The sequence below is a fragment of the Acinetobacter sp. BHS4 genome, from assembly GCF_018454425.1.
Classification (GTDB): Bacteria; Pseudomonadota; Gammaproteobacteria; order Pseudomonadales; family Moraxellaceae; genus Acinetobacter; species Acinetobacter pittii.
In genome coordinates this window covers 1,654,662-1,681,171 of record NZ_CP075323.1, presented here as the reverse complement: position 1 = coordinate 1,681,171, position 26,510 = coordinate 1,654,662, and the positions used below count along the sequence as shown (strand labels likewise).

Here is a 26,510-nt window from a genome sequence, read left to right as displayed (position 1 = left end):
TCCTTATTGTTATTTAACACTTGTAAAACCAAGCTCAGATGTTGCGCCAAAACGATCAGTAATATTCGCTGTAATTGAGGCAACTTTTACAGACGGCTTCCAATTCGCTTTTGCGATCCCTTGTGCATCTGTAGCAACAGTTATTGCTCCTAAATATTGCTCAGCTTCTTTTGATGACGCATTTTGATTACCAAAAAATTCAACTTGATAGCGTTGATTTGGCAAGCCATTGACTTCTACAGCAATTGAACCTTTATTTGCAGTTAATTTAGGAGCTTTAATACCCTGATTAGGTTGAGCATTACAGCCTTGTTCATTTGGCTGAGTACATGTTTTTTGTTGTTTAGATGGGTCAACAACCACACCACCACCACGAGAACCTACAAATCCTGCATGCTCAAGTGCAGGCACAGCAAATACAATTGCACCCAAACGCTGATCTGGTACGCATGAACCGCCAGCTTCGCAACGTTTAATATCTTTACCATTGTCCCAAATCAGGTTTTTAGTCAATGTAATTTTTGCGTTTGCATCTTTTTCAGAACGGATGGCTACACCAATACGATTACCATGTACTTTATTGCTATCAAGAATATTGCCATCACCCGTCATGTTGAAACCAATCGAGTTATTGGTCATTTCGTTGTAGGCAATATAGTTACGCTTACCCCAGTTGATCTGTAAGCCATCTGAATAGTTTTCGAATTTATTACCAACTACCGCATTATCATTACCCCACAAAATTTCAATACCTTGTGATGGTTCTGGGTTTGCTTTGGTTGAAACAAAATGGTTATTCGCAATTAAGTTAAACGCAGCACCACGTGTCAGCTCTAGACCATCACCATTGTCTTGGAAAATATTGTCTAAAACTTTGTTGTTATTGGTGGTGGTTGCGGTTGGGTTACCTTGACCATCATCACCAGTGAGCATGACACCAGCACCGCCGTAGTTATTACTAATACGGTTATGTTGGATGAGGTTATTGCTCGAGCGGTTAATCAATACCCCAATACAGAAGCGATGAATGTCTAAACCTTTTAAAGTGACATTGTTGACGTCACGTAGTACCAACCCCGGTAAAGTCATAGTACGTACATTGGTGCCGTACTGCTCAGGGTTTGCACCTGGACAAGCTTTTGCACCTTCGCCTTTAATATAGTTTGAACCATCTATCGCGATGTATTCGCCAGTTTTATCCCACTGTGTACCAATGATTTTAACTGGAGCTTTAATTTCTGGAAGTGCGCTGTTTAATTTAATCGCATAAGGTGCTTTGCCTACTGCTTGAATTAAAATGTCGCTAGCTTCGCTTGGGTTTGCATTGGCTTGTTCAATGGCCCAGCGTAAAGAGCCTTTATTGCTATCGTCTTGATAACGATCAACAACATAAGTTTGTGCTGCCACTACTCCTGAAACCATCAAACCTAATGCAAGAGTAGTTAAACGTAATGTATTCATTTCATCATATCCTTATGATTTATGGGTTTGTTGGTTGAACGGTTTGTAAAATCTGTTTGAGCTTGGTCACATCAATTTGACCTGGTGCAGAAGCCTGACCAATCATGCCAAAGCTATAACTTCCGCCCATGTTGGCAGTCGCAACACGAGAAATCGTACCTAATTGTCCCATTGACATCGTCAATAAAGGTTTATTGGTTTGCTGGCTTACTTTTAAAGTTGCGTTCATTAAAGTGAAAACGTCTTGTTTAGATTTAGGCATTACAGCAATTTTGAGAATATCTGCGCCCATTTGATCTTGTTTTAACAAGCGTTTTTCAATTTCATCTTGGCTTGGTGTTTTTTGGAAGTCATGATTAGACATGACAATCAGCACTTTCTTTTGATGTGCTTTTTGAACAATTTCTGAAACTACTTTTTGATCACGGAACATTTCAACATCTAACCAGTCCATGAACGGATTCTTTAAGTAAGCCTGATAAGTCTTACCATAATCCACATCACTAATTTCAAGCTGGCCACCTTCGTTTTTGGTACGAATTGTGGCGATCATTGGCTTATTGCCTAAAATCTTTTTTAACTCATGCCCCAAAGCAATCACTTGTTTTGTATCACTCGCAAAACTGAGTAAATCGATACGAAACTCTGCCAAATCAGCATCTGCTGTATTTGCAATGACCTGAGCTTGTGCCAAAGCTTGTTCTTTGGTTTTTGCGGTAATCGGAACAATCGTTTTAACGGCTGTAGCGGCAGGTTGTGTTTGAGCGGCTAAAGCAACAGGCTCAGCATTCACCTGTGCTGTAAAAAATGGAAGTGCAAGCAAACTTAAGCTTAATAATGTTTTCATGTTCATATGGTTCATCCTTAAAAAGGCTACACGCATCCTTGAATAATCAGGTGTAGCCTTAGGTGTTTCTTAAATATCAAAAAATACAGTTTCGTCATCGCCTTGAATGCGAATATCAAAGCGGTAAACAACTTCACCATTTTCTTCAAAACGTTTTGCAATAAGTGTTTGGCGACGTGGTGCCCATTCAATGCTATTTAGAATCGGGTCGTTGGCATTTGCCTCTGCTTCATCGTCAAAATAAACTCGTGTATGAAGACCTAAGTTAATACCGCGAGCGAAAATGACTAATGCAATATGAGGTGCTTGAGTTGAACCTTTACGGCCTGCTGTCGCGCCCGGCTTAATTGTATTAAAGCTCCAAACACCCGTTTCAAAGTCTGCACCTGTACGGCCCCAACCTTGAAATGCAGGATCAGCTTTTTGCTCACGCGTATCTGCCTGACTTGGATAAATACCATTCGCATCGGCTTGCCAAATTTCGATCAGCACATCGCGTAGCGGTAAACCTAATCCGTCAAACACTTGGCCTTCAAGACGAATACGCTCACCTTTGGTCTGATCTTGTACTAACTGGTTATTAAAGTTGTTTTCAAACACTTCAATATTTGCTTGTTGTGGCAATAAGCCAATGTGAACGTAAGGTCCACCTGTTTGAGATGGAGTTTCTTTTAGTTCCTGAAAATTCCAGTTATTCATGCTCGTGCTCCCGATTAAGTCAATTCGTTTTCGAAGTAAGTCGCTCGACGGCCACGTAAAGTGATGTCAAAACGGTAACAACGACTATCAGCTTCGATAAAGTTGTTTTTATCTTCTAATGCAATCAAGGCACGACGTTGATCTTCAGAAGGAATCGTTTTTAAGATCGGGCAAGTGTCAATGAGCGTATCGCCTTCAAAATAAAACTGCGAAATTAGGCGCTGAGCCCAACCATCAGCAATTAAAGAGAAATGAATATGTGCAGGACGCCATTCATTAATACGGTTACGCCATGGGTATGGACCCGGTTTAATGGTACGGAAAATATAAAAACCGTTTTCATCAGTTAAGGTACGACCACAACCACCAAAGTTAGGATCCATTGCACCAATAAACTTGTCGTTTGGATGACGGTAACGACCAGAAGCGTTGGCCTGCCATACTTCTAGAAGTGCATTTTTTACAGGACGACCAAATTGGTCACGAACATAGCCATGAACAATGACACGCTCACCAATTGGCAAACCATCTTTGGCATAGTTCAAAATCAAATCGTTATCTTTTGGGCCAAACAGATTTGAAGAAAAATGTGGTGCAGTAACTTCAGTTAAAGTCTCATTAATTGAGATCAATGCATTTTTTGGCGAACGTAATACACTTGTTTTATAACCTGGCGTATACGCTGGTGGATGATCATCTGTATTACGTTGGGCGTAAGCACCCCAGCTATGTTGTGACATCTTTATCTCCTTAATCCTGTTCTTTCGCTGCAATTGGGTTTACCTCTATCCCCAACTCTTTAAAGACTTCTTCAGCCATATGCATTGCAGCGTTTGCAGCAGGTAAACCTGCATAGAGTGAACTGTGTAAGATCAGCTCTTTTAAATCTTCTTTAGTTACACCATTGTTAAAGCAAGCACGTAAATGCATGCGTAGTTCGTCTTCACGACCAAGCGCTAATAAAATTGCGATAGTGACTAAACTACGTGTATGACGCGGTAAGCCCGGACGAGACCACACCTCACCCCATGCATAACGGCTAATAAAATTTTGAAAATCTTGGTTAAAGTCATTCAGATTTTGCAAAGACCGACCAACATGCTTTTCACCCAAAACTTCAGTCCGCACCTCAATGCCTTGTTTATAGCGTTGTTCATCATTCATTGTGATAGACCTCTATTAAGTTGCATCGGTATGCGCAACAATTGATTTAACAAATACAGCAACAGCCGCAGCAGTCGCTGGAATTAGTAATAAACTAAGAATGGCGGTAAACGACCAATCATTGCCGAGTAGTACAGCCCCAATCCAAGCACCAAATACCGCACCGAAGCGTCCAATACCAGTCATCCAAGACACGCCAGTTGCACGGCACTGCGTTGGATAGAAACGAGCGCTTAACGCAGGCATTGAAGATTGCGCACCGTTAATTGCGATACCCGCACAAAGCACCAATACTGCAAGTAATGTTGAGTTTCCTAAGCTTTGACCAACAGCAATCGCAAATAGACCTGCAGCAAAGTAGAAAATAGCAATCACTCGGTTCGGATTGAATTTGTCCATTGCCCAACCAATAAACAAGGCACTTACCACACCACCGAACTGGAACAATCCACCGATAAATGCAGCACGCTCCATTGAGGCACCTGTTTCACGCATAAGCGTTGGTAACCAGCTTGTAAGCAAGTAAACAACCACGAGCCCCATGAAATAGGTCAACCAAAGCAAAAGTGTTCCTTTCGCATATGGTTTAGAAAACATAATTCCAAAGACATTTTTCTTTTGAGCTGTCTCGGTTTTCTCTTCAGGTACGTGAAATGCAGTCGCATTTTGGATCTGAGCTGGCGCAATATGATTTAAGATTTTGCGTACTTTTTCAGGATTCTTACCTTTCACAATTAAAAAGCGGTAAGACTCAGGTAAAACCAAAATCACTAAAATCATTAAGATCAAAGGTGACCAGCCACCAAGTAAAAATAGACTGTGCCAACCATAGGTCGGGATCAGCCAACTACTGATAAAACCACCGGTTGCCATACCTAAGTTATAACCACAGAACATACAGGTCACGAGTAATGAACGAATACGTGTTGGGCAGTATTCAGAAAATAATGTGGTAGCATTTGGCATCGCTGCACCAAGTCCAATACCTGTCAAAAAGCGTAAAACGACAAGGCTATCTAAGTTGGTTGCATAAGCAGATGCCAAGGTAAACCCACCAAATACAAGCATCGAAAAAGCCAGTACGATTTTGCGACCAAAACGGTCAGCTGTCGGACCAGAAACCAAAGCTCCAATAATCATTCCACCAAGTGCAGCACTCATCACTGGTCCTAACTGAGAGCGATCAACTCCCCAGTCTTGTGCCAAAGCTGGTGCAATAAAACCCATTGCAGCTGTATCGATACCGTCAGTAAAAATAATTAAGAAACAGATGATTGCGATCATCCATTGATACTTACTGAGTGGAGCATCATTAATTAATGCTTGAGCATCGATACTTTTATTTGGTGCAGCGTAATCCTGAGACGCCATATTTGCCTCCTTAAGGCCAATTCCTTTTAAATCACTAAGCTATTAGATTTGCTGAATAAACCTAGTCAATTCCTGAGTAAATCTTTGCGGTTGCTCAATATTAGAAAGATGAGATGCTTCCAATTTAGCAATCTGACTATTGTTGATAGCGTGCTGCATAAACTCAGCATCTGTTACTGTAGTCACCGGATCTTCTGTTCCCGCAACCAGCAGTACCGGAATTTGGATTTGTGCAATTTCATCTCTTAAATCGGCATACGCTAAAGCACGACATGCATTTGCATAACCTTGTGCCGGTGTGTTTGCAAGACTTTGAATCGTCGTCTGCGCAACAACATTATGTTGATAGTCAAATTTTTCACTGAACCAGCGGGTATGCGTGGTTTTAACTAACTCAGCTAAACCATTTTGTTCTACCGAGTCAGCACGACTCAACCAAGCCTCCGCCTGACCAATTTTGGCTGCCGAGTTCGCAACAGTAATACTTAAAAAGCGCTCTGGATGATGAATACCCAACCAAAGCCCAGTAATTCCACCCATTGAAATGCCACAAAAATGAGCTTTTTCAACACTCAAGGCATTTAAAATATCAACCACATCTTCAGCTAAGTTTTGCAATGTGGTGTCACTAATTACATCACTTTCACCATGACCACGTGTGTCGTATGTAATGACATTAAAATGACTTTTTAATTCACTTACCTGTGACTGCCACATACCATGGTCTGTGCCTAATGAATTAGAGAACACAAGCACAGGAGCATCTTTTAAACCGTCAATATAAACAGCTAGCTGTTTTCCTTGGCGATTGCTAATAGTCTGTTTCACTTTGGCTCTCCTTGTGCTTCTTGCAAAACTGCATCAATCTGTTGCTGAATATTGCCTAAATAGTTTTCCGGTTTGAAAATATCCCGTATTTCTGCTTGGCTAAACTGTCCTTTCACTTCGTCTAGTTGGCTAACAACATCAAACAAATGCTGGTTTTGTGCTACCGCTGTTTTACATGCAGCTTCAACTAAATGATGAGCATTTAAACGTCCAATTTTTGGAGCAAGTGCCATCATTACAGCTTCTGCCATAATCAATCCATTCGTACATTCAAGATTCTGTTGCATATGCTGAGCATTAACTTCAAAACCTTGTAAGACTTCACCAGTACGAGTTAATGCTCCAGCACAAAGCTGAAAGATTTCTGGAACTGCTAACCATTCTGCATGCCATGCACCTAAGCTACGCTCATGTTCCTGTACCATACTTTGATAGATGCTAGACATAAGTGCCGGTACACGATTCGCCGCAGCTAATACGGATGCTGCTGCGACTGGATTACGCTTATGAGGCATAGTCGATGAACCACCACGCCCCTTGGCGGTTGGCTCAAACAACTCTGCAATTTCAGTTTGCATCATCAGTGACCAATCCCGTGCCATCTTGCCCGTATTCCCGACAATCATGCCAAGCACACTTGCAATTTCTACAATACGATCACGCTCACCATGCCATGTGCTTGTCGGTACAGTCAGATTCAGTTGCTTCGCAAATGCATTAACCACAAGTGAACCTTGATCTTGCAAAGAAGCTAATGAACCCACAGCACCACCTAACTGAGCAGTCAGTACACGTGACTTCATAGCTTGAATACGGTCTAAATCACGTTTAAATGCAGAAGCCCAACGAGCAAGTTTATGCCCCAAAGTAATGGGTAAAGCTTGCTGTAACCATGTACGCCCAATCATGACTTGATGGCGATATTGCTTGGCTTGCTGTAATGCAGTCGCATAGCATTGTTGAAGTTGAGCTTCCACAATGTTCAACGCATCACGACATTGCAAAATACAAGCTGTGTCTAAAATATCCTGACTCGTTGCACCCCAATGCACATAACGCGAAGCATCTTCATCAACATCTTTAACAATTGCCGTAAGCTGCTTTACAAATGGAATTGCGATATTACCAGCTAAGCCTGTTGCTAAAGCCAACGCTGGAAAATCAAACTTTTCTATTGCCTGCTCAGCTACTTGGGCAATGGTATTAGCCGCATTTTGAGGAATCACGCCAACTTTTGCCTGTGCTTGAGCTAACGCAACTTCAACCTGAATCATATATGTGATTAAAGATGAGTCACTAAAGATGTCAGTGACGTCTTTTTGATAAAACAAGCTGGCATATAACTGGCTCATGATTAGACTCTCTCAATAATCAATGCGATGCCTTGCCCTACACCAATACACATTGAACACATAGCGTAACGACCACCTGTCTGTTCAAGTTGGTTCAAGGCTGTCGTCACGAGGCGTGCACCTGATGCACCCAGTGGATGGCCCAAAGCAATGGCACCACCATTTGGATTTACCTTGTCAGAATCATCTGGCAAACCTAAATCACGGGTCACTGCCAAAGCTTGTGCAGCAAAAGCTTCATTGAGCTCAATTACATCCATCTGATCTAAAGTCAGGTTGGCTTGTTTAAGTAATTTCTTAATCGCTGGTGCCGGAGCAAAGCCCATAATGCGTGGTTCTACACCCACTGCTGTTGAAGCAATGATCTTGGCACGTGGTTTTAGATTGTAAGCTTGAACTGCCTCATCAGAAGCAATCAGTAGAGCTGCTGCACCATCATTAATACCTGAAGCATTACCCGCTGTTACTGTGCCATCTGCTTTAACCACAGGTTTAAGTTTGCTCAAACCTTCAAGGGTGGTTGATGCACGTGGATGTTCATCGGTATCAATCACAACAGCATCACCCTTACGCTGAGGGATTTCAACTGCCACGATTTCTTTAGAAAAAAAGCCTTTGGCTTGCGCGCTTGCGGTGCGTTGTTGGCTCACCAAGGCAAACTGGTCCTGATCTGCACGATTAACGTTAAACTGTTCAGCGACGTTTTCGGCAGTCTGGGGCATGGTATCTACACCATACAATTCTTTAAGTTTAGGGTTAATGAAACGCCAACCCATGGTGGTGTCTTCAATCTTCTGGCTACGGCCAAAAGCACTGTCAGACTTACCCATCACATAAGGCGCACGGCTCATGCTTTCTACACCACCGGCAATCACCAAGTTTGCTTCACCTGCCTTAATGGCACGGGCTGCAATGGCAATGGCATCGAGTGAAGAACCGCATAAACGGTTAATAGTCGTTGCTGGTACCTGATACGGTAAACCCGCAAGCAGTGCTGACATACGACCAACATTACGGTTGTCTTCACCGGCTTGGTTGGCACAGCCATAGATCACATCATCGACCTGTTCCCAATCTACATTCGGGTTACGCTGCATGAGTGCTTTAATCGGCACAGCACCCAGGTCATCGGCACGGACAGGAGCAAGGCCACCGGCGTAACGGCCGAATGGAGTACGGATGGCATCGATGATATAAGCATTTTTTAATGTCATTTCCCTACTTCCTTACCCTTGAGTCGCATCAATCAAAGTTGCACCGGTTAAAGCCTGTAAATCATCAAAGCTAAGACCTTCAACTTTCTCAATCACCTTCAAACCATCTTGGGTCACATCAATCACACAAAGATCCGTGTAAATACGGTCAACACATTTCTTGCCTGTCACCGGATAGCTCAGCTCAGCCACAATCTTCGGTTCACCTTGTTTGGTCACATGGTCTGTGGTGATAAATACTTTTTTAGCACCCACAGCCAAATCCATCGCACCACCTACCGCAGGAATCGCATCCGGTGCTCCCGTGTGCCAGTTTGCCAAGTCACCATTCGCAGCAACCTGAAATGCACCGAGTACTGCAATATCAAGGTGACCACCACGCATCATCGCAAAAGAATCACCATGATGGAAAAAGCTGCCGCCTTCAAGCATGGTCACAAACTCTTTACCCGCATTAATCAGTTCAGGGTCTTCTTCACCTGCTGCCGGTGGCGGGCCAAATGCCAACAGGCCATTTTCAGAATGAAGAAAAATATCTTTATCGTCAGGCAAGTAGCTGGCAATCTTGGTTGGTAAACCAATGCCCAAGTTCACATAGGCGCCATCTGGAATATCTTGTGCCACACGTTGTGCAATCTGGTCACGGCTGAGTTTCTGGTAGCTCATGTTATTTCTCCTTATTGCTTACTGTGCTGGCGCTACTTGTACAACATGCTGTACAAAAATACTCGGGGTGATGATGTGCTCAGGGTCTAATCCACCTAGCTCTACCACTTCAGAAACCTGAGCAATGGTGACATCAGCAGCCATCGCCATAATCGGGCCAAAGTTACGTGCAGATTTACGGTAAACCAGATTGCCCCAGCGGTCGCCTTTGTAAGCTTTAATCAAGGCAAAGTCAGCCTTGATTGGATATTCAAGTACGTAATCTTTCCCATCAATCTCACGGGTCTCTTTACCTTCGGCCAAAAGTGTTCCAAAGCCTGTTGGGGTAAATACAGCGCCTAGGCCCATACCTGCTGCCTGAATACGACACGCCAGATTACCTTGTGGTACCACTTCAAGCTCGACTTTTCCAGCACGGTACAATTCATCAAACACATAAGAATCTGACTGACGTGGGAAAGAGCAGATGACTTTTTTAACCGAACCGGCTTTAAGCAGTTTCGCCAGACCATAGTCGCCATTACCGGCATTGTTACTGACGATGGTTAAATCTTTAACACCGAGTTCAATAAGACCATCAATGAGTTCAGCGGGTTGTCCTGCGGTACCGAAACCACCAATCAGAATGGTTGCACCATCTTTAATCTGCGATAGAACCTCGCTTAGTGAGGACTTACTTTTGTCAATCATTAGACAACTCCATTGTGCTCATTGAAGAAGAGATAGGTAAGAGAGTTAGGCACACTGAGGCGAGAAGAATAGATAAATATTTCACTCAATCCCGAGTGTTTCCCTTAGATTTCCCTTTTAAACATTTTTGATAATTTTCGTATTTTGATCTAGTAAGCTACATACAGTTTTGTTCGGTATAAATATATTTTGTTCGATGATCGAACATTATCTAAGTAAATTACTCAACTAATCTTATAGACTTGGGATGTAAAAAAACATTAATTCTTATAAATAGATATGTAGAAATGAAATATTTACTTAGGCTATTTCTCAAATAAAACTACAAAATATTATTATGTATATCTATCTTAAGACTGTGATTGTAAAATTAAACGTGCAAGCTCTAAATCATCAGGATAAGTAATTTTAATATTATCAGAACGCCCCATTACAACCTGCACAGTTTCCCCGATATATTCAAGTGCACTTGCCTCATCGGTAATAGCAATATTATTTTCTAAAGCGTATTCAATTGCTTTTTTGAGCTTCCCAATTTTAGCAATTTGAGGCGTTTGAGCCTGCCATAATAAATCCCGACTTACCGTTTTATTAATATGATTATTTGCCTCAACCTGTTTTAAAGTGTCACGAACAGGAATCGCTAAAATAGCACTATGATTTGATTCAATTGCTTGTTCAACAAGGGTATTTAAACAATCAAATGTTACACAAGGTCGTGCTGCATCATGTACAAGAACCCAATCATTTTCATTAGCAAAAGTTAAAAGATGATTTAAAGCATTTAATACCGAATGGACTCGTTCAGCCCCACCTATACAAAAATGCGCCTTATCTATATTTTGAAATGCGAGCGTCTGAGCAAAGGTATCTTGGGTACCAATTGCCAGAACATAACCATTTAATGGAAGTTGACTTATGCGCCGAACAGTATGTTCTAAAACAGTCGTATTCTGAATATATTGATACTGTTTCAATTCAGTTTTAGAAAATCGACTTCCTGAACCTGCAGCTGGAATAACTGCCCATAATTTAGTCTGGGATATCTGGGGATGCAGGTGTCTCATTCGTTTCCAAATCAACTTTAGCGTTCGGGTCAATATAAATAGGCTTGTAATGGGTACTGATGGTACTCATTTGAACAAATGTCTCATGTGGTTTAACTAAACCTAGATCAAGGCGAGCATGTTCTTCTATTGCTTCTGTACCATTTTTCAGGTCAAAAACCTCTGCTGCCAAAATACGGTTTCGTTCTTTAAGCTCTTCATTTACTTCAGCTTGTTGCTGAATTTGTTGCATGAGAGTTTGATGAGGGAGATAGCCACCCTCACCTAACCAAAATTGATATTGCAGTATGGCTACCAAAACAATAACCAGTAGTAATATCAGTTTGCTTGAAGTGGATCGAAATACTTCTAACATATCATTAAGATTTTTAATTAAAAACTTTCGTTAAGAGATTGTATTGTATAGTAATTAAGAAGTAGCATGCGAAATTCCTGCAAAAATTTAAGCAAAATTATTAATGGGCATATTACTTTAATTGACCATTGTGACATGTTTCATTTTGTCAAAAATGAATGGAATTTGAAAGGGAAATAATATTTATAAGTACAACTGCTTATAAATCACTCTATATATAAAAGCTATTCTGCGTATCAAGAAATTATGTTTAATAAATAGGAAAAAGTCCTCCGAAGAGGACTTATCAATAGAGATTTAAATGAGCCATTAATTAGAAGCTATAACGAACACTCAGCGTTGCATTTCGTGGTGTTCCCCAATTCATTGAGTTTTCACCAATACCTTCATAATATTTTTCATCAAAAATATTATCGATATTAAATTGAAGTTTAATATTTTTATCTACTTGATAGCCAAGCATCGCACTTGCTAAAACATAAGCATCTTGCTCAATACGAGAGCTTCCACTACCCGTATAGTATTTACTCTTATAATTTAAGCCAAGTCCTGCACTCCACTGATTAAGTTTGTACTTAACAAATAAATTTGAAGTTGTTCGAGAGTTTGTCGTATTAACCTTCGTACCCTTTGCATCTTTTGCTTCAAAATTAGCAATACCAAAATTAACAGCCCAGTTATCGTTAATTTCCCCATCAGCTTCAAACTCAAAGCCTTTACTTTCAACACCATCTACAGCACGGTAAGCTTGCTCTGTAGTTTGTGTACCATTACGGACAATAAATACTCCAGGTATCGATTCAGCAAAATTAGATTGTTCTATTCGAAATACTGACAATGCTGTATTTAAACGCCCCCCAAACCACTCACTCTTTAAGCCAGCCTCATAACTCTTACCTGTAATCGGATCAATATATTGATCATTTACATCTTTACGGTCTTGAGGTTTGAAAATTTCCGTATAACTCGCATACACAGAATGATCTTGGGCAAAATCATAAATAGCGCCAATATAAGGTGCTAATTCATTGTTAAATTCACGGTTACCTTTATCATTCTCAGCTTTATATTCCCAGTTAGATAAACGTGCACCAGCAATAATTTTTAAAGGATCAAGAATTTGAAATTTTCCAGCAATATATGCCGCAGTTTGTGTGGTTTCATTCAGCGCATTTTTGCCGTTTAAAATAACAGGCTGAAGCAACTCTTGAGCTATATCATTATAGTTAAGCGGACCACCTAAATATTTTTCAATGTCTTGGTTTTTGTTAGATCCACCAAAAATATCTTTAGTCTTTTCATTCTTATTCCAAGATCCGCCAATAATGATTTCTTGTGGACGATTAAAAAGCTTAAATGGGGCATTAATAAAAACATCAATATTGTTTTCTTCGCTGGCAGCTTTTGCGCCATATACAGAAACATAATCAGTTTTATTCTCCGAATTATCATTTGGATTTTCTAATGGGCTGGTGTTGGTTGCCTTATCTACTTTTCCAGCTGTATATAACAACATAGAGTCCGTATCTTCTTTGCGGAAGGTATAAGCAACATTTAAATTGACATCATTAAATAAATTCTGTTTTAAGTTCGCAAAAACTGCCGTTGTATTCACATCCCAGTAAGTCCAAGGTGCACTTATTGTTAAGCTTCTAGAAAAATTGGTACGGGTCCCATCAGTATAAAAAGCAGGTGTACCACCCCAGCGGATACCGTCACGATGCAATTCTTGATAAGTAGCTCCAAGCGACATACTTGTTTTATCGCTCAGATCATAATCAAGGGCACCATAAAATACATTCCGTTCTTTCTCATAAAAATCCATAAATGAATTTTCATCAGAATGCTTCACAAACATACGTCCACGCAATGAACCATCAGCATTAAGCGGTGTAGAAATATCTGCCGAACTACTCCAAGAGTTCCATGAGCCTAATGATGTACTAACATTACCACTAAGTTCTTTTGAGTTTGCATGTTTACGAATCATATTCAGCGCCATCGCTGGATTTCCAGCACCTGTGGTTAGGCCATTAGCACCTTTCACCACCTCGACGCGATCATAAATATCTAAATCAAGATCCCCTGTACCTAAATTAATCGTGCTCGGTATTCCATCTATTAAGTAATAATCTACCTCAAAACCACGTGCATAAACTTTCTGACGCTCATCAGTACGTGAAGTCGAAACACCCGTAATATTGTTCATTAAATCTTGAAAAGAATCGATTTTACGATCATCTAAATATTCACGGGTTAAAACCTTCACCGATTGTGGTGTTTCACGAAGAGATAAATTTAATTTTGTAGAAGTATTTGCGCTTTTTGCTGCGTAACTGCCCGAACCTTCGGTAACAGTGGAATTTTCTTGTTCTGCTTGTACTCTTATCGTTTCCAAGGTGGCTGTTCCATTTTTCTCATCTGCATAACCAACTGAAGGAACAACTAAAGCCATAGCAAATGCTAAAGGATGAGCTCTAAATGCTTTTCTAAAGGGCGAAATGTACATAAGAAAATTCCATAATAATTAATGTGCTGTGCGAGATTCCTTACCCTTTTACTACTTTGTTCCTTATTACAAAGCAGAAAAAGTCGGCACAAAAGTTAACACTAATGATAATTGTTATCAACAATGTATTAATAATTACTACCATTTGTTTAGAATTTGTTATCAGTAATTTTAATTATTGATGTATTTCTTTCCCATCCAACCCCACACTCGGATCATCAGACCAGTTAAATTTATCGTGCTCCAATTAATTAATAAAATGTTATGCAATTGTCTTACGATTAACTCAAAAATAACAAACTAAACAGTATTTTCTTTTATATTTTATTATTCTTCTAAAATCTCATCATAGAGAATAAAGGTACAACTTGTAGTGCATAAAGTTTTAGCATTTTCTTTAGTAAGCTTAGGTTTGAGTGCTTGTAATAATCATACTGATGATAGTCCATCAAAAATAATTAATGTGGAGGACTCCCAAAAAATAAATAGACCTATTAATACCTATACATATGAATTTAATGATATTATTTATAAATTAAATACTAAACAAGACCAAATGACAGCTCATTTGAAATTAAAACGTTTATTAAAAAAGATGCCACCTAACGATAACAACTTAAACATTTTAAAAACTAAACGTAAAATACTCGTACATTTAGGTTGTCTTAATGAAGCATATAGTGTTACCGAAAAAATACTAGCTAAATCAGAAAATTCAAAATTACAAGAGATGCAATGTATTTTCCTAAGTAAAATGAAGAAAGATGCTCATGAAATAAAAGCATGTTATGAAAAAACCGCGAATAGTTATTTAAATGAGATAAATTTAATTCCTAAAGCTGCTTTGCGATATCAATATGCTTTATGGGGACATTATGCAGCAATGTTCCATGCTGGTCATATAGAATATAAAGATAAACTCCAAGAAGTTATTGATTATCACAACATTGAAGATCACAAAAAAACATATCAACAAATGTATAAAAATGTTATGGATCCTCAAGTTTTTCAAAAACGTCTAGATGAGATTCCTTATACTCCTGATTGTCATTAAACTATTTTTTTTAAATCTTAATATCAGTTATTTTTATAGCTTGCATCATTATTAAATCTAATCTACCTAATAAGAATGTCTTTGTTGATATATCTTTTAATACTGCCTTCCCTTTTAGAAATAGCATCACCTCTTAATAGATCTATTTTTGAATAGTACAGCACATAATTAGACTAACTATCTTAAGTTTATTCACACAGAATTAGTTACGAATAAAATTTATAAAAAGTCACATATGCTTCACTCTTTTAACCAATAACTACCTAAAAAGTATATTTTTTTATTTTCTAATTTGTTAAGAATTTTATAAGGATTTCTCTCAATATTTTAATAAGGAGAAAGGTGAAAAATGGATTTTATTAATATATTTATAGGTGATACAACCTGGAACTTTGTTTTAGAAGTTTTAGTTCGATGTACCGTGATGTTTATCATCATTATTAGTTTTTTAAGATTATCTGGTAAACGAGGTGTACGTCAACTCTCCCTTTTTGAACTCGCAATCATTTTATGTTTAGGGTCAGCAGCTGGCGATCCGATGTTTACTGAGGATATACCTATTGCACATGCCTTTGTTGTGTTTATCGTTATTCTTTTTCTTTATCGATTTGCTACATGGAGCATGGTAAAGCATAAAAAAATTGAAGATTTACTTGAAGGAAAAGCGCTTTGTATTGTTAAGGATGGTCTTGTAGTCTACAAAGATTTCCAAAAACAATCATATTCTCATGATGAGTTTTTCTCAGAAATGCGGCAACAACATGTTGAGCATCTTGGACAAGTGAGAACAGCTTTATTAGAGTCTGATGGTATTCTTAGTCTGCTTTATTTTGAAGATGAGGACGTAAAATGGGGCCTACCATTATTCCCTGACGCTTACCGCAGAGCCAATGTACTTAAACTTAATACTTTTTATTCATGTATGAAATGTGGTGAAACTAAAATTTTAAATAAAATCGACCAAGAATGTAGCCGATGTCAACATCACAGTTGGGCTGAGTCTTTAAAAACACGCCGATTAGGATAATAGAAAAGGTGCTATTTCCTATTAAAAACAGGAAATAGCACCTTAAAATGTTAAAAAATTAATTTTAACTTTTATTTAAAGATTAGTTTAAACCTTTAAACTCAGCTTTACCGCGGTAAGCAGCTTTAGTCAATTCTTCAATACGAAGTAATTGGTTGTACTTAGAAACACGGTCAGAACGGCAAAGTGAACCAGTCTTGATTTGACCAGCAGCTGTACCTACTGCTAAGTCAGCAATAGTAGAATCTTCTGTTTCACCAGAACGGTGAGAAATAACAGTCGAATAACCATTTGCTTTAGCAAGATAGATTGCATCTAAAGTTTCAGTCAAAGTACCGATCTGGTTGTATTTGATTAAGATTGAGTTACCAACTTTTTCATCAATACCACGTTGTAAAATCTTAGGATTAGTTACGAACAAGTCATCACCAACCAATTGGATTTTATCACCAAGGATTGAAGTCAAGTAGCTCCAGCCTTCCCAATCAGACTCATCAAGACCATCTTCGATTGAGATAATTGGATATTGATTTACAAGACCAGCTAAATAATCTGCAAACTGATGGCTTGTAAATGCACGGTTGCCTTCGCCTTCTAAAACGTATTGACCGTTTTTGTAGAATTCTGAAGATGCGCAGTCTAACGCAAGCATCATGTCTGAACCAGCTGTGTAACCAGTCAATTCAATTGCTTGTAAAATGATTTGAATTGCTTCTTCGTTAGAACGTAAGTTAGGAGCAAAACCACCTTCATCACCCACAGCAGTATTCAAACCTTGTTTCTTTAAAACTGATTTTAAAGAATGGAATACTTCAGCACCAGCACGTAAAGCTTCAGCAAATGAAGTGAAACCTACAGGCTCAATCATGAACTCTTGAATATCAACAGTGTTGTCCGCATGCTCACCACCATTTAAGATGTTCATCATCGGTACAGGCATTGTCAAAATTGTTTGACCACGAAGATCTGCGATGTATTGGAAAAGAGGAAGTTTCTTTTCTTCAGCAGCAGCGCGCGCAGCAGCCAATGACACAGCTAAAGTTGCGTTAGCACCTAATTTCTCTTTGTTTTCAGTACCGTCAAGCGCGATCATTGTATTATCAATGTCTTTTTGCTCAAAAACTGATTTACCCAACAAAGCATCACGAATCAACGTATTAACGTTGTTAACTGCTGTACGAACGCCTTTACCTAAGTAACGCGATTTATCACCGTCACGTAGTTCTAAAGCTTCACGAGAACCAGTTGAAGCACCAGATGGTGCACATGCACGACCAACAACCCCAGATTCTAAAATTACGTCTGCTTCGATGGTTGGGTTACCACGAGAGTCCAAAATTTCACGTGCACGAATGTCAACGATTTGGCTCATGAACAATTCCTCTTTGAATGAATATGAGCTGCGGTTAAAGCAGCGTAAGGGTTATAAAACAACTCAATGGGTGTCTAACTTTTTGAATCCTTTAACTAAAGTATCCAATTCTTTTATTTGTGCCAAGAATGGTTCAAGTTGGGACATACGTAATGCACAAGGTCCATCGCATTTTGCATGTTCTGGGTCTGGATGAGCTTCCAAGAACAATCCAGCCAAACCAGTTGCCATTCCAGCGCGTGCTAAAGTTGTAATTTGAGCACGACGACCACCTGCTGAGTCAGCACGACCACCAGGGGTTTGTAACGCATGTGTCACGTCAAAGAAAACTGGCACATTCATTTCTTTCATTGTGTCAAAGCCAAGCATATCTACAACAAGATTGTTATAACCAAATGCTGAACCACGTTCACAAAGAATAAGTTTGTCGTTTCCTGCTTCTAAACATTTATGCAGGATATGACGCATTTCATGAGGTGCTAAAAACTGGGCTTTCTTAATATTAATAATAGCCTGTGTTTTTGCCATCGCCTCGACAAGATCAGTCTGACGACTTAAGAAAGCGGGTAATTGAATAATATCGGCTACTTCTGCGACCGGTGCAGCCTGATATGGCTCATGCACATCAGTAATGATAGGAACATTAAAATGTTTTTTAATATCACCTAACCATTCGATACCTTTTTCAAGTCCAGGACCACGGAATGAATGCAGACTAGAACGATTTGCTTTATCAAAACTCGCTTTAAATACATAAGGAATATCTAAGCGTTTGCAAATATCAACATACGTTTCTGCAATTTCAAAAGCTAAATCTTTTGATTCAAGTACGTTCATTCCGCCAAATAATACAAATGGCAAATGATTTGCCATTTGTATATCGCCTAAACGTACAACTTCTTGTGGTTTTAATTGTGACATTTAAACTTTCCCAGTTTATTTAAAATCGCATTATTTACTTTTTTGATGCTGTGTTTTTGCAGCGTCAATAAAACTAGCAAATAATGGATGTCCATCACGTGGTGAACTTGTAAATTCCGGGTGGAATTGTACAGCAATAAACCAAGGATGTTCAGGAATTTCTACAGTTTCAACTAAATGTTGTGCTGAAGAGTAACCTGAAATCTTCATACCAGCTTGTTCAATCGACTCGATGAAACGGTTATTCATTTCATAACGGTGACGATGACGCTCAGTGATTTCAGCTTTACCGTAGACTTCACGTGTTTTTGTGCCTTCAACCAATTCAGATTTTTGAGCACCTAAACGCATAGTTCCACCTAAGTCAGACTCAAGGCTACGTTGTTGTAATTCACCGCGCTCATCTAACCATTCAGTAATTAAACCAATAAGTGGATATTTTGTAGAGCGGTTAAATTCTGTAGAAGAAGCTTCTGGCATACCTGCAACATGGCGAGCGTATTCAATAACAGCCAATTGCATGCCTAAACAAATACCCAAGAATGGGATTTTGTTTTCACGTGCGTATTGAATAGCTTTCATTTTGCCTTCAGTACCACGTTCGCCAAAACCACCTGGAACTAAAATTGCGTCAGCTGTACTTAAAATAGATACGTCTTGGCTTTCAAGTTCTTCAGCGTTGACATAATCGATTTGTACTTTTACACGATTTTTAATACCTGCGTGTAATAATGCTTCATTCACAGACTTATAAGCATCTGGTAATTCAACATATTTACCAACCATAGCTACACGTAAAGTGTATTCAGGATTTAGTAATGCTTCGACTACATTGTCCCAATCTTCTAGGTTTGCTTCTGGAAGATCATTAAATCCAAAACGCTCACAGATCAAGTCATCAACGTTTTGTTCATAGAATGTACGTGGAATTTGATAAATTGTTTTCGCATCTTTACATACCACTACAGCACGCGCTTCTACGTTAGTGAACAATGCAATTTTGCGTTTAGTATCAACATCCACATCATATTCAGTACGGCAGATAAGAATATCTGGCTGAATACCAATCGAAAGCAACTCTTTAACAGAGTGTTGAGTTGGTTTTGTCTTAAGCTCTGCTGCAGATTTGATATATGGCAACAAAGTTAAATGCATAAGCATGGTTCTTTTATGACCAAGCTCAACCATTAACTGACGAACTGACTCCATAAATGGAAGTGATTCAATATCACCTACCGTACCGCCAATTTCTACAATAGCAACATCGTAGCCTTCACCTGCGCGAAGTACACGTTCTTTAATGTTGTCAGTAATATGAGGAATAACTTGAACTGTACCACCAAGGTAGTCACCACGACGTTCTTTATTTAAAACGTCCTGATATACACGACCACTGGTAAAGTTATTAAGTTTGGTCATTTTCGCACGACGTAAGAAACGTTCGTAATAACCCAAGTCTAGATCAGTTTCGGCACCATCCTCTGTGACAAAAACTTCACCATGTTGGAAAGGGCTCATTGTCCCTGGATCGACATTAATGTAGGGATCCATTTTAACCATTGTGACTTTTAAGCCACGGGCTTCCAAAAGTGCAGCAACTGAAGCAGCAGAAATACCTTTACCTAGCGATGAAACTACACCACCAGTGACAAAAATAAAATGGGTCATTAAGTTTCTCGTACAATCAAGCCGAAATCGGCCTACAATGTTTGGCAATTTTACTGTACTCTGCCCCTATAAAGCAAAGTCAAACCGCATCAATTCAAAGATCATTAAACAACTGGCTATTCTATCAGCATTTTTAATAAAAATTTAGGTCAATCTCACATGATTTTTTCATTCTCTTTTGCTGTTATAATGCCAGCTCCTCAATTAAATGTTGTTTAGGACAATGGCAAATAAAAAACTTTTAATCTGTGCTGCAATTGCTGCTGGACTATTGTTAACCGCATGTGTCAAAAAAGAAACACCTAAAGAAGAAGAGCAAGAAAAGGTTGAAACTGCTGTTTCAGAACCTACACCTGCTGAACCTGCAAAATTTGAGTCTTTAGAAAGTGTTCAAACTGAAGAAGCTCAAACTCAGGAACCAACGCAAGTTGAGGTGCATCACGAAGAAACAGCAAATACGACAACTGAAATTCGCCGTGAAACTCGCCCTGCACAAGCTGAGCAAAATTCACAAACAAATGTTTCTGAGCAACCTAAAGCAGAACCAAAGCCAAAACCTGAACCTAAGCCTGAACCAAAAGCAGAGCCAAAACCATCTAAGCCAGCTGAACCAGCTCAAAGTGAAGATGATGCTGTTGCTGCTGCAATTGCGGCTGCTACTCCAGCGCTTAAGAACTAAGTTCGTATGCGAATATGCCCAAATTGAACCATCAGTTTGGGCTTTTTAAATATTATTCAAATTATCAATTCAATAATAAGTTTTACTTTTCTTTCTATTTATCTTTAAAGTTTTCCTAGTTATCAATTAAGGACAATCTACTTTTTCTGCCTAAAAAAGTATTGACGATAAATTTAGAGCGATGTAGTTTTTTAACAAGTTCCTTTTTGGAACTTTAATTAAAAGAAGATTGGAGCTTAGAATGAATACTGTATCAAATCGTGTCCCCGCCTCATTTCCAGTCCGTCGTATGGACTATAATTTTGAAAATGTACCTCGCTACTGGTGTAATAACGAACCAACTTTCACACATTATTTTACGGGTTTATCTACATTATTCCCTGAAGGTGAATCATATTTCGTTCGCTCTGTTCGAGCTTTACGTGCTAAAGCAAAGTCGAATGAAATTTTAGATCGTGAAATTAGTGCTTTTATTGGCCAAGAAGCTATGCACTCTAAAGAACATCATGCTTTTCATGTAAGTGCACAGCAATATGGTTTAGATCCTCAATCTTTAGAAAAAGTAACTGGCATCGTTTTAAAAACGATTGAAAAAGTTTTTAGTAAAAAATGGAATTTGCTTGTAACAGTAGGTCTAGAACATTACACAGCAGTACTTGTGGTTAGTATGATGCAATCCGTTAATGAATTGATGACGGACTCAACTATTCGCAATTTATGGCTATGGCATAGTATTGAAGAAACTGAACATAAAGCTGTGGCCTTTGATCTCTATCAACATTTATATGGAAGCGGCTTAAGTGCTTACCTTCCTCGCATTACAGTCTTTACTTTAAGTCTATTTTTGATTACCGGTTTTTCAACAATTTATCAATTTGTTCTTATGAAACGGGATCATCAACTTTTAAATTTCAAATCTTGGCGTAAGTTCTTTAGTTTTGCAAATAAACAATATAGAACATTGATCCCCCAATTTTTTGATTATTATCGCTTTGATTTTCATCCCAACCAAACAGATGAAAAAGACCTCGTGGCTAGCACAAAAATCAAAATTGGACTAAAAGATCCCAAATTGCTTTTATCTTGATCTAATAAAATTATAAAGCCCATCTATTGAATGGGCTTTATTTAACTTATTGCAAAGTTACCGTTATTGCTTATGTTCGACCAAAAAATAATTTGATATTAATTTGGCAGCCCATGATGTACTTTTCCAACCTTCATAGAAGCCACAATGACTTCCTTTTTTTGTGGTGATTACCGCCATATTACTCATTTGCTGAATCGTTTCTTTGTAAGGTTCCAAATTTTTAATAGAACAGACTGGATCATCCTCAGCATTAAGAATCATTAATGGTATTTTGACATTCTCAAATACATAAATTGGATTAATGGCTTGGCAATAGCTTTGATAATCCTCAAAGCCAGCCATTTCAAAATATTCTTTCTCAAACTCTTCCAGACTTGTGGTCGCCAGAACTTTTTCAATAGAAGAAAGTTGGTTCCATGTATTTTGATAAGGATGAATAAAATACTTGAATAACTTTTTGGTCATCATTTTGCTATAAAACGGATGAACATTTTTAAAGCCAATCTCAGTGTTGTAGCCTGGACACATTGCAAAGGCAGCTTTAAATGGCGTGTCAGTACCTTGCTCTCCTAAATAGCGAACCAGTAGTCCTGTTCCAGCAGAGGAACCTACAGCGTATAAATCCGATTTAGGAAACAAATTTTGAATATGTTCAAGTTGCTCTTTAAGATCGCTTGTTGATCCAAAAAGAGAAATCTGTGGTACAGGCATAGGTAAGCCAGCATGCCCACGGCGTAAGCATAGTGCTATTCTCCATCCCGTATAATGATGTATGTCTTTCACAAGTTCACGCATACTTTCAGGTGTTCCTGTAATGGTATGCATAATGACAACTGTTGGAGTATCTGGAGGAAGATCATAGCCATACCACGCGATCGCAGTTATGCCACCATCTTTCATGGTGAGCTGATCAATACGATCGTATTCAAGCTTAATGGTTTTTTTTCTAATAATATCAAAATATAAAAGATGCACGTGATTGTTGCTTAACCACGGTGTGGGCCGATATTTTTGCTTGAGCTGGGGCAATTTCTCCAGAATATCTTTTATTTTCCCATTTGGGTCATAATAGATTTTTGGCTGTTCGGCACCTAATACCGAATCGAACAATTCTGAACCGAAAGCTTTAATTTTATTTAAAGTAGATATGCCCATTTCCAATCACTACCTCTGATTATGAGTTAAATGATTGCCGCACTAATGCTGCAACCTGTTGTCCCCAAATTGCATAAATTTCCTTACTCGGATGAAAGCCATCACTTGCCATAGGCAGATTCATCGCTTGAAAATGCTCAATATCATATTGAATGAACTTAAATTGGTTTTGTGATGCTAACCATTTATCTAGTACCTGATTCATTTGTTCCGCATATTTTCCAAACAACCAAGCCAATGGATTTGGTAACGCTGGGAAATGCTGCATTGGCGGAACACCAGAAACAATAATGAGCTTAGGCTGAAAACGTGCCTGTATATATTGAAATAATTGTTTTTGTTGTTTTATCCATGAACTTGCTGAGGTTAATTTTATTACATCATTAACACCAATCGACGTAACCACCACATCGTACTTTTGTTGCTCTAAATGCTGTACTGCTTGAAAAACCTGCTTAGTTGTATCACCTGTTTTTGCATGCAGTTTCCAGCGTATCGAATATTGATCTTGCAACTCAGAAATAATTGCACCAGATAAAGCATCTTTTTGGTTTTCTACCCCAACACCTGCTGCGGCAGAGTCTCCTAAAATAAGCAATGATAGAGGTCTTCCCTTGCCAACGATGCCTTGTCTCTCACCACTGGCTTCTAGCAAGCGTGGTGTATTCTTACGAACCTTTGTTCCCTGTACAAACAGTACAGGAAGCAATGCTAGAGTTGAAAGCTTTAACCACATTTTATTGATCTCTATCTTACTTAGGCTATTTACTAAAATTATTGAGGTTGAAACTTAGCAATTCTTATACCCATTTGTTCAGCCAATGCAGCTAAGCCACTCATTGGACGAATCATTACTTCAAAATCAATAATTTTGCCTTGTTCATTAAAACGAATCATATCAATACCTTTTAATGATTTACCACTGACATTGGCACTGAACTCAAGCACTACATTTTCACGGTCTTCTGTATAGAACTCACGATGATAGGTAAAGTCTTCGAACACCTGAATCACATTGGTAAGAATGAAGAAAACAACCTGCTTTCCTTCATAAGGTTTGTAAGCAACTGGTGAGCGAAAAACCACTTCATCCGCCAGCAACTCATTTAGATCAGATAAGTTACCAGCCTGAACCATTTCATGCCATTTTTCTAAAGACTGTTTTGTTGTTTCGAGTGTCATTGTTTTTATATCCTATAATTTAACCAAAGAAGTAACGGGCATTTCTGTTTAAAAGAAATGCCCATAAAAATTTATAGTGTCGCTGCTAATTCAGCGCCTTGGCGTATTGCACGTTTTGCATCCAGTTCACCCGCCTCTTTAGCGCCACCAATTAAATGAACATTCTTTCCATCTGTTTTTAATTGATCATACATTGCAGTAAATGACTCTTGGCCTGCACAAATCACCACATGGTCAACCTCAAGTACACTTGGTTTTCCATCTATAGTTATATGTAAGCCTTGATCGTCTACCTTGTCGTATTGCACACCTGCAAACATTTTGACCTGACGATTTTTTAGTCCTGTACGATGAATCCAGCCTGTTGTTTTACCTAAACCAGCGCCTACAGCAGCAGTTTTACGTTGCAGTAAATAAATTTCTCGTTCAGATGCCTCAACTTTTGGCTGTTTTAAACCACCAACATGCTCATATTGAGTATCGATTCCCCATTCTTCATAGAACTTTTCTGGATTTAAACTGCCAGTTTCACCTTCATGAGTAAGATATTCAGCTGTGTCGAAACCAATACCACCCGCTCCAATAATGGCAACACGTTGGCCTACTGGCACACGCTCTTTTAAAACCTGTAAATAGCTCAACACTTTAGGATGATCAATTCCCTCAAACTGTAATTGACGAGGTGTTACACCTGTTGCAACCACAATTTCATCAAAATTTGCTTGGCTTAATTCTTCGTAAGTTGCTTGATGGTTTAACACAATTTCAATGTTTGGTCGCAATTCAATTTGACGACTAAAGTAGCGTAAAGTTTCGTAGAACTCTTCTTTTCCGGGAACTGTTTTTGCAATATTAAACTGACCACCAATTTGATGACTTGCTTCAAAAATTTTAACTTGATGTCCGCGATCAGCTGCATATACTGCAAAACTTAAACCTGCCGGACCTGCGCCAATAACAGCAATACTCTTTTTCACCTGAGCTTCTTTAAAGATCAGTTCAGTTTCATAACATGCACGCGGGTTTACTAAACAAGTTGCAATTTTCATTGAGAAAATATGATCTAAACAAGCTTGGTTGCACCCAATACACGTATTAATTTCATCACTACGGCCTTGACTTGCTTTCAAGACAAATTCAGCATCCGCTAACATTGGTCGTGCCATAGACACCATATCAGCATGACCAGATGCCAATACATGTTCAGCCATTTCAGGCGTATTAATTCGGTTAGAAGTAATTAAAGGAATAGAGACTTCACCTTTAAGTTTTTCAGTCACCCAAGTAAATGCAGCACGAGGAACTTTGGTTGCAATTGTAGGAATACGTGCCTCATGCCAGCCAATACCTGTATTGATAATTGTTGCGCCTGCTTTTTCAATTTCTTTTGCAAGCTGAATCACTTCATCAAAACTTGAACCGCCTTCAACTAAATCAAGCATAGATAGGCGATAAATGATGATAAAATTTTCACCAACTAAAGCACGTGTGCGCTTTACAATTTCAATTGGAAAGCGGATACGGTTTTCGTAACTACCGCCCCATTCATCATCACGATGATTCGTTCGAGCTGCAATAAACTCATTAATTAAATAACCTTCAGAGCCCATGATTTCTACGCCATCATAGCCCGCATACTGAGCAAGTTTGGCGCAGTTAGCAAAGTCATCAATGGTTTGTTGTACTTCGGCAGAACTTAAGGCTTTAGGCTTAATCGGGTTAATAGGGGCTTGAATTGCTGAAGGCGCAACGTTATTTGCCTGATAAGAATAACGACCCGTATGTAAAATCTGCATAGCAATTTTACCCCCAGCTTCATGGACAGCTTGGGTAATCACTTTATGTTTTTCAGCTTCTTCAACTGTATCTAGTTTGGTCCCGTGGCTAAATACAACACCATCATCATTTGGAGAAACACCGCCAGTTACAATTAAACCCACATCACCTTTTGCACGCTCAGCATAAAACGCAGCCATGCGCTCATATCCTTGCGGTGCTTCTTCTAATCCAATGTGCATCGACCCCATAAGCACACGGTTTTTTAAAGTAGTAAAGCCTAAATCAAGTGGCTTTAATAAATGTGGATAAGCTGACATATTTTCTCCTATGGCTAGCAATAAGCTTGCTAATGCAACTTGT

Annotated in this window: 25 protein-coding genes; 4 read left to right on the top strand and 21 right to left on the bottom strand. The window is 38.9% G+C overall.

What is annotated here, in order from left to right; genetic code table 11:
- Positions 1-9 precede the first annotated feature (9 nt).
- The 14 genes from KIP84_RS07990 to KIP84_RS07925 all read right to left on the bottom strand — a co-directional run bounded on the left by KIP84_RS07990 (position 10) and on the right by KIP84_RS07925 (position 14,223).
- Positions 10-1,461, bottom strand: coding sequence for a right-handed parallel beta-helix repeat-containing protein (locus KIP84_RS07990; protein WP_213689679.1), 1,452 nt, complete (start codon positions 1,459-1,461; stop codon positions 10-12).
- 19 nt (positions 1,462-1,480) lie between these two features.
- Positions 1,481-2,308: a type I 3-dehydroquinate dehydratase gene (gene aroD, locus KIP84_RS07985; protein ID WP_213689826.1), complete on the bottom strand. Its 828-nt coding sequence runs from the start codon at positions 2,306-2,308 to the stop codon at positions 1,481-1,483.
- Positions 2,309-2,377: 69 nt separating this feature from the next.
- Entirely contained in the window at positions 2,378-3,007 is a 630-nt protein-coding gene (gene pcaG / locus KIP84_RS07980) for a protocatechuate 3,4-dioxygenase subunit alpha (RefSeq protein ID WP_002121089.1), read from the bottom strand.
- Positions 3,008-3,021: 14 nt separating this feature from the next.
- On the bottom strand, positions 3,022-3,747 hold the full coding sequence (pcaH, locus tag KIP84_RS07975) for a protocatechuate 3,4-dioxygenase subunit beta (protein WP_000077913.1): 726 nt from the start codon (positions 3,745-3,747) through the stop codon (positions 3,022-3,024).
- A 10-nt stretch (positions 3,748-3,757) separates the two neighbouring features.
- Complete coding sequence (pcaC, locus tag KIP84_RS07970; protein ID WP_000997505.1) at positions 3,758-4,171, bottom strand: 4-carboxymuconolactone decarboxylase; 414 nt, start codon at positions 4,169-4,171, stop codon at positions 3,758-3,760.
- A gap of 15 nt (positions 4,172-4,186) precedes the next feature.
- Positions 4,187-5,542, bottom strand: coding sequence for an MFS transporter (locus KIP84_RS07965; RefSeq protein ID WP_032006318.1), 1,356 nt, complete (start codon positions 5,540-5,542; stop codon positions 4,187-4,189).
- Positions 5,543-5,584: 42 nt separating this feature from the next.
- Entirely contained in the window at positions 5,585-6,370 is a 786-nt protein-coding gene (gene pcaD, locus KIP84_RS07960) for a 3-oxoadipate enol-lactonase (protein WP_213689678.1), read from the bottom strand.
- Positions 6,367-7,722: a 3-carboxy-cis,cis-muconate cycloisomerase gene (locus tag KIP84_RS07955; protein WP_213689677.1), complete on the bottom strand. Its 1,356-nt coding sequence runs from the start codon at positions 7,720-7,722 to the stop codon at positions 6,367-6,369. Before KIP84_RS07955 ends, pcaD begins: the two co-directional genes overlap by 4 nt.
- Before the next feature lie 2 nt (positions 7,723-7,724).
- Positions 7,725-8,936: a 3-oxoadipyl-CoA thiolase gene (pcaF, locus tag KIP84_RS07950; protein WP_213689676.1), complete on the bottom strand. Its 1,212-nt coding sequence runs from the start codon at positions 8,934-8,936 to the stop codon at positions 7,725-7,727.
- 12 nt (positions 8,937-8,948) lie between these two features.
- Positions 8,949-9,602: a 3-oxoacid CoA-transferase subunit B gene (locus KIP84_RS07945; protein ID WP_213689675.1), complete on the bottom strand. Its 654-nt coding sequence runs from the start codon at positions 9,600-9,602 to the stop codon at positions 8,949-8,951.
- An 18-nt stretch (positions 9,603-9,620) separates the two neighbouring features.
- Positions 9,621-10,292: a 3-oxoacid CoA-transferase subunit A gene (locus KIP84_RS07940; protein WP_213689674.1), complete on the bottom strand. Its 672-nt coding sequence runs from the start codon at positions 10,290-10,292 to the stop codon at positions 9,621-9,623.
- A 350-nt stretch (positions 10,293-10,642) separates the two neighbouring features.
- Positions 10,643-11,359: a 2-C-methyl-D-erythritol 4-phosphate cytidylyltransferase gene (gene ispD, locus KIP84_RS07935; RefSeq protein WP_213689673.1), complete on the bottom strand. Its 717-nt coding sequence runs from the start codon at positions 11,357-11,359 to the stop codon at positions 10,643-10,645.
- Positions 11,325-11,714 carry a cell division protein FtsB gene (ftsB, locus tag KIP84_RS07930; protein ID WP_213689672.1) on the bottom strand — a complete coding sequence of 130 codons (390 nt, stop codon included), beginning with the start codon at positions 11,712-11,714 and terminating at the stop codon, positions 11,325-11,327. The genes ispD and ftsB overlap by 35 nt, the downstream gene beginning before the upstream one ends.
- A 313-nt stretch (positions 11,715-12,027) precedes the next feature.
- Positions 12,028-14,223: a TonB-dependent siderophore receptor gene (locus tag KIP84_RS07925; RefSeq protein ID WP_346011717.1), complete on the bottom strand. Its 2,196-nt coding sequence runs from the start codon at positions 14,221-14,223 to the stop codon at positions 12,028-12,030.
- A gap of 373 nt (positions 14,224-14,596) precedes the next feature.
- Between KIP84_RS07925 and KIP84_RS07920 the strand changes: the two genes are divergently transcribed.
- Both KIP84_RS07920 and KIP84_RS07915 read left to right on the top strand, forming a co-directional pair.
- The gene (locus KIP84_RS07920) at positions 14,597-15,277 is read left to right on the top strand and encodes a hypothetical protein (RefSeq protein ID WP_213689671.1); all 681 of its coding nucleotides are present in this window, start codon (positions 14,597-14,599) and stop codon (positions 15,275-15,277) included.
- A 349-nt stretch (positions 15,278-15,626) separates the two neighbouring features.
- On the top strand, positions 15,627-16,304 hold the full coding sequence (locus KIP84_RS07915; RefSeq protein ID WP_068557086.1) for a YetF domain-containing protein: 678 nt from the start codon (positions 15,627-15,629) through the stop codon (positions 16,302-16,304).
- A gap of 82 nt (positions 16,305-16,386) precedes the next feature.
- Here the strand turns inward: KIP84_RS07915 and eno are convergent, their stop codons facing one another.
- From eno to KIP84_RS07900, 3 genes are all read right to left on the bottom strand, one after another.
- Positions 16,387-17,676 carry a phosphopyruvate hydratase gene (gene eno / locus KIP84_RS07910; protein WP_213689670.1) on the bottom strand — a complete coding sequence of 430 codons (1,290 nt, stop codon included), beginning with the start codon at positions 17,674-17,676 and terminating at the stop codon, positions 16,387-16,389.
- A gap of 63 nt (positions 17,677-17,739) precedes the next feature.
- Positions 17,740-18,597: a 3-deoxy-8-phosphooctulonate synthase gene (gene kdsA / locus KIP84_RS07905; protein ID WP_213689669.1), complete on the bottom strand. Its 858-nt coding sequence runs from the start codon at positions 18,595-18,597 to the stop codon at positions 17,740-17,742.
- A 30-nt stretch (positions 18,598-18,627) separates the two neighbouring features.
- Positions 18,628-20,265 (bottom strand): CTP synthase, encoded by a 1,638-nt coding sequence (locus tag KIP84_RS07900; protein WP_002121060.1) that lies wholly within the window; start codon positions 20,263-20,265, stop codon positions 18,628-18,630.
- 223 nt (positions 20,266-20,488) lie between these two features.
- Between KIP84_RS07900 and KIP84_RS07895 the strand changes: the two genes are divergently transcribed.
- Both KIP84_RS07895 and KIP84_RS07890 read left to right on the top strand, forming a co-directional pair.
- The gene (locus KIP84_RS07895) at positions 20,489-20,944 is read left to right on the top strand and encodes a hypothetical protein (protein WP_002121076.1); all 456 of its coding nucleotides are present in this window, start codon (positions 20,489-20,491) and stop codon (positions 20,942-20,944) included.
- Positions 20,945-21,185: 241 nt separating this feature from the next.
- Positions 21,186-22,031, top strand: a complete 846-nt coding sequence (locus KIP84_RS07890; protein ID WP_025468387.1) for a metal-dependent hydrolase — start codon at positions 21,186-21,188, stop codon at positions 22,029-22,031.
- A 63-nt stretch (positions 22,032-22,094) separates the two neighbouring features.
- On the opposite strand, the gene KIP84_RS07885 is transcribed toward KIP84_RS07890, so the two are convergent.
- From KIP84_RS07885 to KIP84_RS07870, 4 genes are all read right to left on the bottom strand, one after another.
- A complete protein-coding gene (locus KIP84_RS07885) occupies positions 22,095-23,189 on the bottom strand; it encodes an alpha/beta fold hydrolase (RefSeq protein WP_213689668.1) in 1,095 nt (364 codons plus the stop codon).
- A gap of 19 nt (positions 23,190-23,208) precedes the next feature.
- On the bottom strand, positions 23,209-23,925 hold the full coding sequence (locus tag KIP84_RS07880) for an SGNH/GDSL hydrolase family protein (RefSeq protein WP_213689667.1): 717 nt from the start codon (positions 23,923-23,925) through the stop codon (positions 23,209-23,211).
- A 38-nt stretch (positions 23,926-23,963) separates the two neighbouring features.
- On the bottom strand, positions 23,964-24,371 hold the full coding sequence (locus tag KIP84_RS07875) for a nuclear transport factor 2 family protein (RefSeq protein WP_213689666.1): 408 nt from the start codon (positions 24,369-24,371) through the stop codon (positions 23,964-23,966).
- Positions 24,372-24,442: 71 nt separating this feature from the next.
- A complete protein-coding gene (locus tag KIP84_RS07870) occupies positions 24,443-26,467 on the bottom strand; it encodes an NADPH-dependent 2,4-dienoyl-CoA reductase (protein WP_213689665.1) in 2,025 nt (674 codons plus the stop codon).
- Positions 26,468-26,510: the final 43 nt, after the last annotated feature.

Coding starts and splice junctions, on each gene's coding strand:
- KIP84_RS07990 (WP_213689679.1), bottom strand. CDS start 1,461: ATGAATACATTACGTTTAACTACTCTTGCATTAGGTTTGATGGTTTCA.
- aroD (WP_213689826.1), bottom strand. CDS start 2,308: ATGAAAACATTATTAAGCTTAAGTTTGCTTGCACTTCCATTTTTTACA.
- pcaG (WP_002121089.1), bottom strand. CDS start 3,007: ATGAATAACTGGAATTTTCAGGAACTAAAAGAAACTCCATCTCAAACA.
- pcaH (WP_000077913.1), bottom strand. CDS start 3,747: ATGTCACAACATAGCTGGGGTGCTTACGCCCAACGTAATACAGATGAT.
- pcaC (WP_000997505.1), bottom strand. CDS start 4,171: ATGAATGATGAACAACGCTATAAACAAGGCATTGAGGTGCGGACTGAA.
- KIP84_RS07965 (WP_032006318.1), bottom strand. CDS start 5,542: ATGGCGTCTCAGGATTACGCTGCACCAAATAAAAGTATCGATGCTCAA.
- KIP84_RS07955 (WP_213689677.1), bottom strand. CDS start 7,722: ATGAGCCAGTTATATGCCAGCTTGTTTTATCAAAAAGACGTCACTGAC.
- pcaF (WP_213689676.1), bottom strand. CDS start 8,936: ATGACATTAAAAAATGCTTATATCATCGATGCCATCCGTACTCCATTC.
- KIP84_RS07945 (WP_213689675.1), bottom strand. CDS start 9,602: ATGAGCTACCAGAAACTCAGCCGTGACCAGATTGCACAACGTGTGGCA.
- KIP84_RS07940 (WP_213689674.1), bottom strand. CDS start 10,292: ATGATTGACAAAAGTAAGTCCTCACTAAGCGAGGTTCTATCGCAGATT.
- ispD (WP_213689673.1), bottom strand. CDS start 11,359: ATGAGACACCTGCATCCCCAGATATCCCAGACTAAATTATGGGCAGTT.
- ftsB (WP_213689672.1), bottom strand. CDS start 11,714: ATGTTAGAAGTATTTCGATCCACTTCAAGCAAACTGATATTACTACTG.
- KIP84_RS07925 (WP_346011717.1), bottom strand. CDS start 14,223: ATGTACATTTCGCCCTTTAGAAAAGCATTTAGAGCTCATCCTTTAGCA.
- KIP84_RS07915 (WP_068557086.1), top strand. CDS start 15,627: ATGGATTTTATTAATATATTTATAGGTGATACAACCTGGAACTTTGTT.
- eno (WP_213689670.1), bottom strand. CDS start 17,676: ATGAGCCAAATCGTTGACATTCGTGCACGTGAAATTTTGGACTCTCGT.
- kdsA (WP_213689669.1), bottom strand. CDS start 18,597: ATGTCACAATTAAAACCACAAGAAGTTGTACGTTTAGGCGATATACAA.
- KIP84_RS07900 (WP_002121060.1), bottom strand. CDS start 20,265: ATGACCCATTTTATTTTTGTCACTGGTGGTGTAGTTTCATCGCTAGGT.
- KIP84_RS07895 (WP_002121076.1), top strand. CDS start 20,489: ATGGCAAATAAAAAACTTTTAATCTGTGCTGCAATTGCTGCTGGACTA.
- KIP84_RS07890 (WP_025468387.1), top strand. CDS start 21,186: ATGAATACTGTATCAAATCGTGTCCCCGCCTCATTTCCAGTCCGTCGT.
- KIP84_RS07885 (WP_213689668.1), bottom strand. CDS start 23,189: ATGGGCATATCTACTTTAAATAAAATTAAAGCTTTCGGTTCAGAATTG.
- KIP84_RS07880 (WP_213689667.1), bottom strand. CDS start 23,925: ATGTGGTTAAAGCTTTCAACTCTAGCATTGCTTCCTGTACTGTTTGTA.
- KIP84_RS07875 (WP_213689666.1), bottom strand. CDS start 24,371: ATGACACTCGAAACAACAAAACAGTCTTTAGAAAAATGGCATGAAATG.
- KIP84_RS07870 (WP_213689665.1), bottom strand. CDS start 26,467: ATGTCAGCTTATCCACATTTATTAAAGCCACTTGATTTAGGCTTTACT.